The sequence below is a fragment of the Enterocloster bolteae genome (genome assembly GCF_002234575.2).
GTDB classification, from domain to species: domain Bacteria; phylum Bacillota; class Clostridia; order Lachnospirales; family Lachnospiraceae; genus Enterocloster; species Enterocloster bolteae.
Genome location: NZ_CP022464.2, coordinates 652,971 through 668,106, shown reverse-complemented (window position 1 = coordinate 668,106; position 15,136 = coordinate 652,971). Strand labels below are relative to the sequence as shown.

Here is a 15,136-nt window from a genome sequence, read left to right as displayed (position 1 = left end):
ACGTTCATGAAAACAGAATCTCCTGCACTTTATCCTGCAATACCTCATGTGCTGCGTCAAAGAGAGCGTCAATGGAACAGTTCTCCTCAATTCCTCCATAAGTAAGCACAAAACCGCCGTCTATATCTCGGGTGTCTCCGGATATGCGCAGCACTGCCCCCTTGTCCTTAAGAGCGGCATTTAACCTGTCCTCAAAGCCTTCGGGCAGGCGTTCCAAGTCCTTCTTTGAGAACAGGAGCTCGCCTTCGCCGGTCTGTGCGGATTTAACTGCAAGTTTCAGAATCATATCAATGTAGGCACCGGTCTCAAGCCCTTTGAGTTCGGCCTTGGCCATCCCAATGGTTGCGCCGATGAGTCTCTGCTTTTCAGCCAGAACAGCACCCCTCTTCTTAAGTTCGGCTGCCGTGCGTCCTCTCTCCAGAATGTTGGCTACCGCCTGTTTGGAGCGCCTCTCAATATCAACGCACTCCCTCTCTGCGTCCGCACGGGCCTGTGCCAGAATCTCATCTGCCTTGGAACGGGCTTCCGCCCTGGTGCGTTCCGCTGCTTTCTGGGACTCTTCTTTAATCTGGCTGATGATCTTATCTAATCCCGCCATGCCATGTTCTCCTTTCCTTAAGTCTCCTATTTGGTATGCTGATTAAATGTTAAGTCCTGCAATACCAAAGATGGAAAGGATGGAGATCAGCAGTGCCAGGATGGCGTAAGTCTCAACCATGGCCGGGAAAATCATAGCTTTACCAAACTGCTCAGGTCTCTTGGCAACCAGGCCGATACTTGCTGCTGCTGCCTTGCCCTGTGATGCGCCGGAAATCCAGCCAACAATACCCATAGGAAGGCATGCTGCCAGGTATAAAGCGCCCTTTACCAAAGAAAGGTCAGCGCTTCCGCCCATAATACCAATCTGTGTCAGTGTGATGAATGCAATCAGCAGACCGTAGATACCCTGTGTACCGGGAAGCAGCTGTAAAACCAGAACCTTACTGAACTTGTTAGGATCCTCTGTAACAACTCCGGCCGCAGCCTGACCTGCAATACCTACTCCAATAGCAGAACCTACTCCTGCAAAAAGTGCTGCGATTGCAGCTCCTAATAATGCTAAAGCAACTCCCATATTTCCCATAACTAAATGTCCTCCTTGACTTTATAATATTTGGTGTGAACGGCAAAGGGCTCAAATTTCCTTCCGCCGCCTTCATAAAACTTTCCAAAAAACTCTACATACTGCAGACGGTTAGTATGGACATATGCGCCCAGGGCATTGATTGCCAGGTTCAGGCTGTGTCCGATTAAGAATACCAGTATGAATATGATTGCTCCGGGAATGGAACCTCCCATCATACTTCCCATCTTGTTAAATACCGTGGATATAACGCTGGTAGCCAGACCCAGGGCCAGAAGTCTGGAATAGGACAGGATGTCGCTCAGGTATGAGCTGACTCCGTATGCCCCGTAAAGACCCTTAAGTATCCTCTTAACCCAGTTTTTGGACTCCCGTCCGCTGGTAAGTACAATACCCACAAAACCAATGGCTGCCGCATAAGCTGCCACGGTGCCAGCAACTGCCGGAAGCGTAAAGGTAAGACCCAGCATCTCGGTAAACATGGACATGGTCAGCAGGTATACAATACCGCCGCCAACCAGCATATACCAGAATATGGCGTCATAAATACCGTCAGCCAGGCTGCCGTTCTTCACACAGGAGTAGAATTTGATTCCAAGTCCAATGAAAAGGTGAAGAATACCAAGTCCGAACGCAAATACCAGAAGCTTCATAGGAAGGCTTACCGGTTCAAACCAGAGAGGAGCAAGCCTGATATCCGGCCGGTTGAAGAATGTGGTCGCGATAACATTAACCGCATCTCCGAAAAAGCTGCCGAACATAAAGCCCCAGAATGTTGTGGAGATACCACAGTACATGAACATCTTCATGAACTTCTTCATTCCGGCTTCCATGTTCTTGAATTTGGTAAGGCAGTATGCGGTACCTGCCACCATGATAAGACCGTAAGCCGCGTCCGAGAGCATGAGCCCGAACTGTACATAGTAGAACAATGCCACTATCATGGACGGGTCAATCTCGCCCTTGGAAGGAACGCTGTAGCTCTCAATAACGCCCTCCACCGGTTCTGCGAACTTATTGTTGTGGAGCAGGATGGGCACATCCTCCTCGTCGCCCGGTTCTGTGTACTCTACAACCACCTCATACTTTTCCTGAAGCAGCTTTTCAAGCTTTGGAGCCGCGTTCTCAGGTACGTATCCGGTTATAAAGAATACGCGTCTTGACTGGGCCAGGCCGTTTAACACACCGTATTTCTCAGCACGCATGGTATAGTAATCCATAACGAACTTTATTAGTTCCCGGTCCGGAGCCATCTCCGCCACAGCCTTTTCCGCTTTCTCAATCTCCGCCTTTTCCTTTGCAAGCTCTTCTTCCAGCTGCTGCTGGCGTTTTGCAGGCACTGCTGAGCTCAGGGGCGGTTTTACAAAATTCATTTTCTTCAGAGCGTCCTCCACTGCTTCCGCATCCGTTTTCGCGCAGACAATGAAAAGACAGGTCTGCTCCTTGGACGCACTTACAATGGTCACGTCAATTGTCTCTGCCTGAGGTGCCAGCTCCCCAAGCTGCTCTGTTACCTGTTCCAGGGTAATTTCATCCTGGATGGAACCGATAAATGCCGCAGTTTTCTTAGTTCCCTTAAAATCAAGGGGCAGGTCAAAGGATCTCCATGGCACCAGTGCTTCCATCTGCTGTTCCAGCTTTGGAACCGCCGCACTGTGCTCGCCTATCTGCTTGGCAAGTTCCTGTAAGCGGTAGGCTTTTTTCATGACCTCGTCGTGTTTGCCTGCATTGGCCTCATATTCGTCCAGGGAAAGCACTTCCCTGCCTTCGAACGAGGATAGCATGCCCTTCTCCTCAGGCGCGTACCTGTCCAGAATATTAATGGCCTGCTCTGCTATATTGGCATTTCGTTCAAATACGGTTTTGGAAGACGTCACGTCCATTCTGCCCAACATGTCATCTTCCTGCAGCACATTGCTGATTTCAAGTACCCCTTGGCGCTGCAGAAGCTCAAGGGTGCCCTTGCGATCCTTTTTCAGACCGCATATCAGCACTTTTTTCATAGGCACTACTGCCAACCTTAAGCGCCTCCCTTCCTATAGCAGTTCTGATAAGATAACTTCAACTGCCTTTTGTTGTTTCTCAGCTACAGCCTTCTGCAATGCTTCCAAATCCTTGCCTTCCTCGGCACCGGCCGCCTGCATCATCCGCTCGCTCTGAGCCTTGGCATCCTCCTCGGCCCCCATGGCGCCTTCTCTGGCAGATTTCGTCATCTCTGCCTTCATCTGCGCCGCCTGAGCCTTTGCCTCTGCCACAATTGCCTCCGCCTCTTTTACTGCTTCCTTCTCGGCTGCTTCCGCGGCCGTTTCTGCCTGACGGATTGCGTCAATCGTCTCCTGGGCCAATCCAAATCCCCCTTTCTGTACCGGAATCCCGTTAGCTATCCTGCCGGAATATATGGTTAGTTTGCGCAGATATGCCTCCGGGAATACGATGGACCATACGTTTGTGTTGCAAAATGACAACTTATCCAGTATTTGTCCATAGCTTTCCTATTTTTTTTGTACAATATGAATAGATTATAACCCATGCATAAAAATTTATCAATCCACTTTCTCAATATTTCATGAAAAAATTTTAGACTTTCTAAATATTTTTGTACAGCATACAAAAAACTTCTATCCATATTTTAATAGCTGCCCCCTTAAACATCACATCCGGCGGGACCTATTTGTTACATTAATAACAAATTTTTTTATTAAAATAGGCTGCAGTCCCAACGCCTTCCATCTGCGTCATAAGCTACAGCCTATTTAATAACATCATATCATTTTATCCTGTTATTTGAAACAGTAATTTTTTAACATCTTTTTAACGCACCCGGACTAATCCGCAATAATCATCCGTTTCTTTCCGCCGCCGTTCATCAGGCTGTAGTATGCAGGAAGCATAAGCAGCGACAGAATGGTGGATGCGGTCAGGCCGCCGATATTAACAAGGGCAAGACCCTGTGTGGTGGAACCGCTGTCGCCCAGAGCAAGGGCCATGGGCACCATGGACACAACCGTGGTCAGGGTGGTCATCAGGATAGGTCTCAGACGGGTAGCGCCCGCTTCCACCAGAGCAGTATTTAAATCCATCTCCCTGCGGTACTGGTTTACCGTATCCACATACAGAATACCGTTATTAACAACCGTACCAACCAGCATCAGGAATCCCAGCAGGGACGTCATGCTGATGGCGCTGTCTGCCAGCCACAAAAGACCAAAGGCACCTATGAGGCAGAACGGAATGGTGGTCATTACCATGATTGAGAACTTGGGCGACTCGAACTGGGCCGCCATGACCACGAATACCAGGAAGATAGCCAGGGCAATGGCCTGGAACAGAGCCGTAAACTCCTCTGTCATGGATTCATCCATCTGGTTCTGGGCAATGGTTACATTTGCATTATCACTTACAGCCGGCTGCACCACCTCGCTTAAAAGCAGGGCCTTTGTGTTTTTATCCGAATTCTCGGTATAGATACCGCTAATAGTGGCGCGGTACTGCTTATCCTGCCTGGTGATGGATGCCGGGCTGTCTGCAAAGTGAATGTCAGCCACATCTGTCAGCGCCACGGAGCTGCCCTTGGGCGTCTGAAGGGTAATTGTCTCAATCTGATCCAGGGTCTTATAGCGCTCCTTAGGATACTCTACCTTTACATCAATATCATTTCCGTCAATATTAAGGGAGGTGGGAGTGGTGCCGCTGAGCATGTTGTTCAGGGTACCGCCAATCTGGGCCGGCGTCAGTCCTGCCGCCCTTGCCTTGATGGGATTCACCGTCACCTTGACAACTGAGGCCGCGTTCTCCAGGTCGGAATGGACCTTGGTCAGCTCCGGACGTTTGCTTAAGTTTTCTGCCAGCTGGTCGCTGACCGCCTTCAGGTCATCGTAATTTGTGCTCTGAAGGTCCACGGAGTATTCATCATCCGAACCCATCATGGCGCTGACCTGTGAGTAGGCTTCCACTGTTATATTGGTATCGGAGATTCCGCCCAGCTGCTGCTTCCAGAGGCGGACCACCTCATCTGTCTCCATCTTTCTGTCCTTCTTAAGGTAAACAGTGATGTTGGGATCCGAGCTCATGCTCAGTCCTGAACTTCCGGCCAGAGTAATATAGGATTCCACATCCCCCTGCTGGGAGATAATATCCTCTATCTGCTTCATGATATGGTCCACTTTATCAATGGTCATACCCGGCTTTACTTCCGCGGTAATGGATATCTGGCCCTGGTCATCCTCAGCCATCATCTCCACACGCAGGAACTTGGCTATGAAGAAGGAGAACAGAAGGAGCGCTACAGATGCCAGCATGACAAGTCCCCTCTTGTTCAGAAGCTTTGTCATGATTCCCCTGTAGGCTTCCTGCATCTTTTCAACAGGTCTGGACAGGGGAGCTGTCTTTTTCTCCACCGGCTTGTAAATCATATAGCACAGAGGCACCACCGTGATAGCCGATATAAGGGATGCCGTCATACAGAACACAATGGTAAAGCCCAGAGGCCGGAACATCTGCCCCGTCATACCACCCAGCATGGCCAGCGGAAGGAATACCACACAGGTGGTCAGCGTGGAACCGATAACTGACTGGTACACCACGCCGGTACCGTTTAAGGCCGCCTTGGAAAATTCCCGGAATCCTGTGTCATCCGTGGCCCTGAAACAGCTCTCAAGCACAACAGTGGAGTTATCCACCATCATACCGACACCCAGCACCAGGGCGCTCAGGGTAATAACATTAAGGCTGAAGCCCATGAGCTGCATCAGTATGAGAGACGACAGGATGGATACGGGTATGGAGCTGCCTACAATCATAGACGCCTTCAGGTCCCCGAAGAACAGCCAAATGATGACCATGGAAATGATAATGGCCAGTACCATTGTCTCGATAACAGAGCTCAGGGACGACATGATGGAATCCTTGTCATCATCTACTATGGTAATCTGCAGGCTTGGATCCTTGGCGGTAAGCTCATTCACCACCCGCTTTACATCTTTTGAGACATTCAGAGTGGCGGCGTCCTGCTGCTTGCTGACAGTCAGGGCCACGATATCCTCGGGAAGTCCGTTCTCAGCCTTATAACGCGCAATACTTTCCACATCATCCGCGCCCATATATACCTTGGCCACATCGCTCAGGTATACGGTCTGGCCACCGGATACGGTCAGCGGAATATCATTGAGACTGTCCATGGTCTCAAAGGGCTGCTCGGTTGACACAGACAGCTTCTGGTCACCCACCTGCGTATCTCCTGCCGGATATGTGATATCCGATCCCGCAATATCGCTGGCAATAGAGCTCATGGATACGCCGTACTGTTTCAGCTTCTCCGGCATCAGCTCCACCTTGATGTATTTCTGGAGTCCGCCGGTGATGGAAACCTCGGCTGCTGTTGACAGCTTCTCAAATTCAGGGACAATCTCATTGTTTACATAATTGTACAGATCGTCGTCCTCACCATGGCTGACCGCCATGATTACATTTGGCTTCAGGCTGGTATTCAGCTCCAGCATGATGGGGTCATCCGCATCCTCAGGAAGCTCTACCTTAGCCAGGTCCATCTGTTTCTTTAAATCATCATACGCATCGTTCATATCCGTGCCGTACTTATATTTCAGCATGACGATGGACATGTTCTCCTTTGACTGGGAGGATATGGTATCCAGACCGCTCAGGGTACTGGCCCTGTCCTCAATCGGTTTGGTGACCAGCTCGCTGACATCGTCAGGGCTGGCGCCGGAGTAAACGGTCATTACAATCATCATGGACATGTTCATATCCGGCATCAGCTCCAGCGGTGATTTCATCACCGAGGATAAGCCGAACACAATCAGACACAGGATTGCGAGAACCGTACTGACCGGCCTTCTTAAGACAAGTTTTGTTAAGCCCATTTTCCTGCCTCCTTCTATTGTGCCTGACTCTGGTCTGCGGCCGGACTTTCAGCTTTGTCTGTCTGATCGGTTTCCTGGATGACCTGCATCTTTATCTGGGCATCGGTTTCCGTTCCATTCATCTCAATGGTTGCCGGCGCCTCGATCTCCAGTGTCACCTTGGTCCCCTCCTTTAATTCGGAGGTCCAGGTGGTGAGGATCTGGTCATCCAGGGTGATTCCTGAAAGCACCGCGATATTCTCACTGTCATAGATACCCACTTCCACGGGTACCTCATGGATGATGCCGTTGTCATATGTATATACGTAGGCATCGCCTGATTTATAATATACACAGTTATTTGGAATCAGAATGGCATTCCTGGCAGATGCAGAAGGCACCCGCAGCTCCACACTGGTTCCGGCCGCCATGGTCTCATTGTCATCCACAGACGCCTTTATCTTGAACAGGCCCACGGATGCCTCAGCCATGTTGCTGACTTCAATGACATTGCCGCCGTATTCGGTTCCTTCCTTGATGACCGTAATGGGATCACCCGGGTTCAGGTGGTTCTTTACCTTCTCAGTCACATAGAAAGTCACATTATTGCCGCTGTCTCCCGCGATAACGCAGAGCTGGTTGGAGTTTCCGACTGTATCATGAACCTCCACATTGAGCTGCTCCACCCGTCCGCTTATAGGGGATGTTACATGGCTGAATTCCATCTGGTTTTCATATGCAATCTTGGCGGACTCATACTGAAGTCTCTTGGCCTCAGCAGCGGTCTGATATCCCTCAAACTCTTTATCAGATACAAAACCTGAGGCATGGAGCGGAGCCATACGGGCCAGGGTAGACTGTGCGTCATCCCATGCCACCTTTGCCGCGTCCATGGAGTTTTTGGATGTGTCCACCTGCTTTGTATCAATCTCCAGCAGCACCTGTCCGGCTGCAACCACATCCCCGGCCTTCACGTTGACAGCTGTCACGTCGCCTCCTGCCTTGGGATATATGTATACAATGTCGGCCGGCTCAATGGTGCCTACCAGGTCTGTTGTCAGTAATATGTCGCCCATATGCGGCGTCTGCACCGTTACCACCGGATCCGGGGTAGGGACAACAGGCTCTTCCTTCTTGAAAACTCGGGCAATCACAATGACTGCTATAATTACAATCACGATTCCCCAGATAATGCGCGTCCTTGCCTTTTTCATCTTCTCCTCTTTCCTTTCATGTCCTTTTTAGTATGAGAATCTGTCATAGCACCGGCGCTGTCCAGTGATGGAATACAGCACCAGAAAAAAACAAGGGAAACGAGCTGCTTTGGTCCACAGCCCTTCCCCAAATTACGGCTTCCTTCTTTTTTACCAACCATCTTGTATTTTAGACAGTTGCCCCCCTTTTTGTCTAACACCAAAATGCGGATAATTAACAACACATTGTTGTTAATTATAATTATTTTTCAAAAATTTAATAAAACTTTCAAGTCTTTTCTCATTTTCTTTACGCCATACAATGATGACGCTGGCATAGGCCTGGTTCCTGGAGTTGGGCATAGGGTGCATAACCAGGCGTTCCCCGTAGTTGTGATAAAATTCTTTAAAGCCGATATGAATCCCTTCATTGGCAATAATTGCCAGCTCCAGGCTGTTGACATTTTCATAATACCGGGCCTTCTGAAGGACGTGCTCCTGCTTGGCAATCAGTTCAAACAGCCGCAGCTCGGCGCCGGCAAAAAAATTCTTGAAGAGACAGAGCATGGTCTCTCCCTTAAAATCCTCCATGACCACATCTTCCTTCTGTGCCAGGGGATTTTTCTTGGACATGACATAGTATAAGGGCAGCTTTTTTATAACCATCAGGCCGCACTTCTCTTTAAGCTGCTCGTAGGAAGGAGTAAAACTTACCGTCATCATCAAATCCGGGTTTCCGTTGGTTATATCTTTTATATTGGTGAATTCATTGATTTCAAATTCCACCTCCGGGTCAAAGGCCATATAATCAGCCAGTATGTTGCCCGCCATCTCTATGATGCCGCTCATGCCCACCACAGACAGATTAATCCTGCGTTTGGCTCTCTCCCCTTCCTCCCTGGCCATATCCACGGAGTCATATATTTCCTTGGGGATATCCTTCCAGCGCCACAAAAGAAGCTCACCGCTGCGGGTCAGCCTCACATCCCTGGTGGTCCTGTCAAAAAGCCGCAGCTCCAGTTCCTTTTCCAGAGATGCTATCTGGCGGCTCAACCCCTGCTGGGATATATACAGATGGTTGGCTGCCTCCGTAAAATTAAGGGTCCTGGCTGCTTCCAGGAAACATTCTATCTGATGGATGGTCATGGATATACTCCTTTTGTGTGCGTTCCAGTATTGTTATAAGCTGTCCGGCGTATCCTGTTTTGCTGCATCCTGTTCTGGCGTATCCTGTTTTGCTCCACCCAGATTCAGAACCGCGGACGGGTCCAGGGCGTCTCTCAGGGCATCGCCCACAAAATTGATGGCAACCACCAGGACCACTATCAGGAGTCCGGGCGGAATCCAGAGCCAGGGCTGCTTTGTCAGCACGGTCAGGGACTGGGCGCTGTTGAGCATATTGCCCAGGCTGGCTGTGGGCGGCTGCACCCCCATGCCCAGAAAGCTTAAGGAAGCCTCATCCAGCATGGACAATGCCATGACCGAGGTGGCGTACACCAGAATGGGCGCAACGGTATTGGGAAGTATCTCTGAAAACAGGATATGTCTGGCAGGCATCCCGGCCACTATGCTGCTCTTGACAAAATTAGTCTCCCGCAGGCTCAGCACATTGCCCCTCACCAGCCGGGCAATGCCGGGCCAGTCCACAAATCCGAGAATCAGTATGATGCTCCAGAGCCCCGGTTCAAAGATGGCTGCCGCCACCAGCACCAGAAGTATATACGGAAAGGACATGACCATGTCTGTAAAACGCATGATGGCTATGTCCAGCCAGCCTCCAAAGTATCCCCCCAGCAGACCCAGGCTGACTCCAATGGCAGTGGATATGGCTGTAGCCAGCACGCCCACCAGCAGAGAAATACGCGTTGCATATAATAAGCGGGAGAACATATCCCGTCCGATCTGGTCTGTTCCCAGCAGGAACCCCGGGCCCGGCGGGGCGCCAAAGGGTCCTGCGATGGCATCCGGGTCATAGGGCGCTATGACAGGCGCCAGGATGGCCGCTGTGCAGATAACTGCCAGCACCACCAGACTGATGCAGGCCAGACGGTGGTGGAGAAACCGCCGCCTGACGGTCTGCCAGTAATTTTCTCTTCCAATGTCCCCATAGGGGTTCTTTCTGTTCATTTTCATTCTATCTATGCTTACTCCTGTCAAGTACTTGCGCCGGTCTGTCAGTCATACTGAATAGCCGGGTTTACAATGGCGTACAGAATATCCGTCACCAGGTTGGCTGCCAGCACCACCACGGCGGAAAGCAGGCAGACGCCCATGATTACCGGGTAATCCCGGTTCAGAATGGCGCTCATGGTCATAAGTCCCAGTCCGGGCCAGGAAAACAGCTGCTCCACAATGACCGCGCCGCCAAACAGCACCGGAATCTGCATGCCGATAACCGTCACAATGGGCACCAGGGCATTGCGCAGGGCGTGCTTATATATGACCATCCTGCGCCCGATTCCCTTGGCCCTGGCTGTGCGCAGATAGTCCTGCTGGAGGATTTCCAGCATGGCGCTGCGGATATACCGGATATTGGTACCTGCCATGGAGACAGACAGCACCAGCACAGGCATCACCATATGGGCCGCCACATCCGCTGCGCCGCCCGCAGTTCCCAGGGTGGTCATGCCTCCGGATGGCAGTATGCCCAGATTCACGGTAAACAGGTACACTAGCAGCAGGGACAGGAAAAATCCCGGTATGCTGCTTCCGAAAAAGGAGGCTGTGACCACAGCGTAATCCCCCTTGGAATACTGGTGGATGGCGCTGTAAATCCCGGCAGGCACCGACATGATAAGACTTACTATCAGCGACACCCCCATCAGAAGGAGGGTTGGTCCCAGATGGCTTCCAATCATGGCGCTGACCGCCTCGTAGGATTTCACGGAGTACCCCATGTTTCCGGATAGAAGCTGCCCAAGCCAGATAAAGTACTGTATATAAAAGGGTTTGTCCAGTCCCATGGCCGCCTCCTTGGCAGCAATGGCTTCCTGGGAAATACGGGCTCCCTGAAGCATTTCCAGGGGACTGCCCGCAAAACACATGATGGCATAGTCAATCATGGTAATGCCAAGCAGGGTGGGAATAGCAATCAGAATACGCTTCAGTATATATTTTGTCATACCTTCCCGTCCTCCTTCTCTAATTCCTTAAACCGGATACAGGCTGTCAGGTGGCTGCTTCCGGGAACCGCCGGCCTCAGCTCCATTTCCCTGCTCATGCACTCCCCCTTACAGTGAGGGCATCTGGGGTGGAAGGGACATCCTGAAGGCGTATTTACATTTGACGCAGTCTCCCCGCCCACAATTCCCTCTGAACGCTTCCTTCGTTTCCTCGGATCAGCGATGGGCACCGCCTCGAACAGAGCCCTGGAATACGGATGAAGAGGGTGGTCAAACAGCTCCTTCCGGTCCGCAATCTCTACCATCTTCCCCAGGTACATGACGGCAATCCGGTCGCTGACATAGTTCACAGCCCCCAGTCCGTGGCCGATAAAGATGCAGGTAAGTCCCAGCTCCTTCTGTAAATCCCTGAGCAGGTTCAGTATCTGGGCCTGGATGGACACATCCAGGGCGCTGACCGGTTCATCGCACACCAGCAGTCTGGGATTCAGGGAAAGGGCCCTGGCAATACCTATGCGCTGCCTCTGTCCGCCGGAGAATTCATGGGGATATCTTCCCAGACAGTTCTTAGGAAGCCCCACCATATCCAGCAGCCTCTCCACATGGGAATACACATCCCCGCGTTTGGCCAGCCCATGATACAGCATGGGCTCTGCCAGTATCTCAAACACATGCTTCCTGGGGTTCAGGGATGAATAGGAATCCTGGAATATCATCTGCAGCTGGGTGCGGAAGGGCTTCATCTGGGCCTGGCTCATATGGCCCAGGTCATGACCGTCGTAGACAACCCGTCCTCCTGTCGGATGTTCCAACCCTACCAGCTGGCGTCCCAGCGTGGATTTACCGCAGCCGGATTCACCCACCAGCCCCAGAGTCTCCCCCTCAAACAGCTGAAAGGAAACCCCGTCCACAGCCCGCACCACACCGGCGGAACGGGAGAACATGCCCGACTTTGCCGTATAATATTTTTTCAGTCCCTCCGCAGAAAGCAGGGGGACCCGGGATGTATCAGCCATCTGCCAGCACCTCCTTCGCCCTGCAGCACCGCACAATGTGGGAGTCCCCCACAGACATCTCCTGCTGCGGCTTCATGCATATCTCTGTCCTGAAGGGACATCTCCTGGCAAAACGGCACCCTCGAATCCGGTCGTAATGCTCCGGCACAATCCCCTCTATGGACTCCAGTCTTCTGTCCTCCTCATCCCTGATGCCGGGTACAGAACGCAGCAATGCTCTGGTATAGGGATGGGCCGGATGGTCAAACAGCTCCAGCACCCGGGCCTGCTCAATGAGCTGCCCCGCATACATCACTAACACCCGGTCTGCCATCTGAGCCACCAGTCCCATGTCATGGGTGATGAGCAGCACCGCCATGCCCATCTCCTCCTTAAGCTCCAGAATCAGGTCCATGATTTGGGCCTGAATCGTCACATCCAGAGCCGTGGTCGGCTCATCGGCAATCAGAAGGGACGGATTACAGGAAAGGGCCATTGCAATCATGACGCGCTGGCGCATGCCTCCCGACAGCAGGTGCGGGTATTTTTTCATCACAGATAGGGTGTCCGGCAGCCCCACCTTCTTAAGAAGGGACAACGCTCTCTCCCGGGCCTCATCTTTTCCCAGCCCCATGTGGGCCCGGATGCTTTCCGTCATCTGGCTCCCGATGGTAAATACTGGGTTCAGGGAAGTGAGAGGGTCCTGGAATATCATGGTCAGCCGGTCTCCCCTGACTCCGTCCAACTCCCGCTCCGTCATGGAGAGCAAATCCCTTCCCTCAAACAGGACCCGGCCGGCCGTCACCTTGCCCCCTTTTCCCAAAAGTCCCATGACAGACAGGGCTGTGACGCTTTTGCCGCAGCCCGACTCCCCTACAATACAGACTATCTCCCCCGAATCCACATGGAATCCCACGTGGTCCACACTGATATTCTTCCCCCCGTCACCGGAAAATTCAACTTCCAGATTTGTGACTTCAAGGATATGTGACATATTGTTTCCTCATTTCTTAATATTAATGGCCCATTTCCCATGAATGAAGATACCCAGAGAGCATATGCCCTCCGGGAATCTGTTCATACGTTCCGATTATGGGGTTGTCCTGCCGGGATACATTCAAATGGAACATATTCTATTGGGATACATCCCACTGCTCCACATGATTGAAGAAGCCATAGACGCTGGGCTTAACCCCGGTCAGGCGCTTATTGGCCGCTGCCATGGTCTTGATAATGTAGGCTGAAAACATGGGTACATCCTCCTGGACGCTCCGGTCTACAATCCCGTACAGCTCCTTCAACTTGTCCTTGTCGTTTGTCAGGGCCACATTTGACAGGGCTTCCTCCACCTCCGGCCTGGTATAGCCGGTCCAGCTGCCCTGGCCGCCTAAGAGCCAGGCAACGTCCGCGTAAGGATCCACCGGAGGATACGTATACTGCACGGACAACACATCAAAATCACCGCTGGAAGCAGTGCTCATCAGCGTATTGATGTCCATGGTCTGGATATCTGCCTTGATGCCCACCGCGGCCCACTGGGCTGCTATAACAGAAGCAGCGTTCACAAAGGTACTGTCGCCTGAGTCAATGCAGAAACGGATGCTTTTGCTCTGGTCCCATCCGCTCTGTGCCAGCAGGCTCTTTGCCTTTTCCGGATCATAGGAAACAGGCACCAGGGTACTGTCAAAATACGGGCTGGCTGATGACAGGAAACCGTCCGCCACTTCTCCGTTTCCCTTTAAGAGCTGCTCCAGAAGCTGGTTCCGGTCCACTGCGTACAGCATGGCCTGACGCACCTTTGTATCGGTGATTCTGGCTGTATTGATGAATACGGACTGGTTGGTAATGGGGTCTCCGTAGGAAACCTCCACGTTCTCCAGCGCCGCCACACTCTCATAGTCCTCCAGGGGAATGGTACTCATGGTGTTCTGGGTAATGTCGATTTCCCCGGACTTAAGCCCGGCATAAAGCTGGCTGCCTTCCACGATTTTTATGTTGAGGCGCTCAATCTTGGGAGCCCCCTTCCAGTAGTCTTTGTTGGCCTCATAAGACACATAGTGGTCCCGATCAAACTCTGTCACCTTATAGGGACCGCTCACCACGTCCGGGCGGCTAAACCATGGGGCTGACGTCAGCGCCTTCTCATCTATATCCCCAATCACATGCTTTGGAAGGGGCATGAGATAGCGGGCATAAGAACTGTTAAAGGTTATGAGCGACATGGGTGCCTTGGTGGTAAAACGCACGGTCTTATCATCCACCCTGGTAATGCCTTCCACATGGTCTGCCCCTTCTTCTACAAACCCGTTGTCGCCCACGCCTTCAAATACATAATACATCATAGCCGGGTTTCCGATGACCGGGCTGCACAGCCTGAGAGCCGTGTACACCACGTCGTCCGCAGTGACCGGAGTCCCGTCGGACCATACGGCCTTATCATCAATGTGCACCAGGAAATTTCTCTCGTCCTCAGCTGTCACGGAATCAGCCAGCATTCCCTCAAATTCCATGTTCTGGTCCAGTTCCACCAGGGGCAGGAACATAAGACCTGTTGCATATTTATTCATCTCCACGCCGTCCATCAGCAGGGGATTCAGCGTATTGAGAGAGCTGGTCACTCCGATATTGACAATCTTCCCGCTGCCAGCGGCCGCTGACTGGGTCTGGCCCGCTGCTGCCTGGCCTGATTCCGCCTGGCCCGACGGCTGGCTGCCGCCTTTGCCCGCACATCCTGCCGATGACAGGACCATGGCCGCAGATAAAGCCAGGGCCAGAAATCTGCCTGCCCTTCTCCCTGCTGTTCCTTTTGTATGTTTCATAAGTTTCCTCCTTAAAACCGGCATCC

The 15,136-nt window shown here is 51.9% G+C and carries 12 protein-coding genes; all 12 read right to left on the bottom strand.

From position 1 onward, the window contains the following. Positions 1-4 precede the first annotated feature (4 nt). On the bottom strand, positions 5-598 hold the full coding sequence (locus CGC65_RS03240; protein WP_007037626.1) for a V-type ATP synthase subunit E: 594 nt from the start codon (positions 596-598) through the stop codon (positions 5-7). A 42-nt stretch (positions 599-640) separates the two neighbouring features. Then, positions 641-1,123 carry a V-type ATP synthase subunit K gene (locus CGC65_RS03235; RefSeq protein ID WP_002568369.1) on the bottom strand — a complete coding sequence of 161 codons (483 nt, stop codon included), beginning with the start codon at positions 1,121-1,123 and terminating at the stop codon, positions 641-643. Between the two features lie 2 nt (positions 1,124-1,125). After that, a complete protein-coding gene (locus tag CGC65_RS03230; protein ID WP_002568370.1) occupies positions 1,126-3,141 on the bottom strand; it encodes a V-type ATP synthase subunit I in 2,016 nt (671 codons plus the stop codon). Positions 3,142-3,159: 18 nt separating this feature from the next. After that, on the bottom strand, positions 3,160-3,468 hold the full coding sequence (locus CGC65_RS03225; protein WP_235622263.1) for a hypothetical protein: 309 nt from the start codon (positions 3,466-3,468) through the stop codon (positions 3,160-3,162). A gap of 480 nt (positions 3,469-3,948) precedes the next feature. After that, positions 3,949-7,002, bottom strand: a complete 3,054-nt coding sequence (locus CGC65_RS03220; protein WP_002568372.1) for an efflux RND transporter permease subunit — start codon at positions 7,000-7,002, stop codon at positions 3,949-3,951. Between the two features lie 14 nt (positions 7,003-7,016). After that, on the bottom strand, positions 7,017-8,195 hold the full coding sequence (locus CGC65_RS03215; protein ID WP_002568373.1) for an efflux RND transporter periplasmic adaptor subunit: 1,179 nt from the start codon (positions 8,193-8,195) through the stop codon (positions 7,017-7,019). 231 nt (positions 8,196-8,426) lie between these two features. Further along, positions 8,427-9,320 (bottom strand): LysR family transcriptional regulator, encoded by an 894-nt coding sequence (locus CGC65_RS03210; protein ID WP_002568374.1) that lies wholly within the window; start codon positions 9,318-9,320, stop codon positions 8,427-8,429. Between the two features lie 33 nt (positions 9,321-9,353). Next, on the bottom strand, positions 9,354-10,307 hold the full coding sequence (locus CGC65_RS03205; RefSeq protein ID WP_002568375.1) for an ABC transporter permease: 954 nt from the start codon (positions 10,305-10,307) through the stop codon (positions 9,354-9,356). Between the two features lie 41 nt (positions 10,308-10,348). Continuing rightward, on the bottom strand, positions 10,349-11,296 hold the full coding sequence (locus tag CGC65_RS03200) for an ABC transporter permease (RefSeq protein ID WP_002568376.1): 948 nt from the start codon (positions 11,294-11,296) through the stop codon (positions 10,349-10,351). Further along, positions 11,293-12,312, bottom strand: a complete 1,020-nt coding sequence (locus CGC65_RS03195; RefSeq protein WP_007037622.1) for an ABC transporter ATP-binding protein — start codon at positions 12,310-12,312, stop codon at positions 11,293-11,295. The genes CGC65_RS03200 and CGC65_RS03195 overlap by 4 nt, the downstream gene beginning before the upstream one ends. Next, complete coding sequence (locus CGC65_RS03190) at positions 12,305-13,285, bottom strand: ABC transporter ATP-binding protein (RefSeq protein ID WP_002568378.1); 981 nt, start codon at positions 13,283-13,285, stop codon at positions 12,305-12,307. Before CGC65_RS03190 ends, CGC65_RS03195 begins: the two co-directional genes overlap by 8 nt. 139 nt (positions 13,286-13,424) lie before the next feature. Further along, positions 13,425-15,110 (bottom strand): ABC transporter substrate-binding protein, encoded by a 1,686-nt coding sequence (locus tag CGC65_RS03185; RefSeq protein ID WP_002568379.1) that lies wholly within the window; start codon positions 15,108-15,110, stop codon positions 13,425-13,427. Between the last annotated feature and the right edge of the window lie 26 nt (positions 15,111-15,136).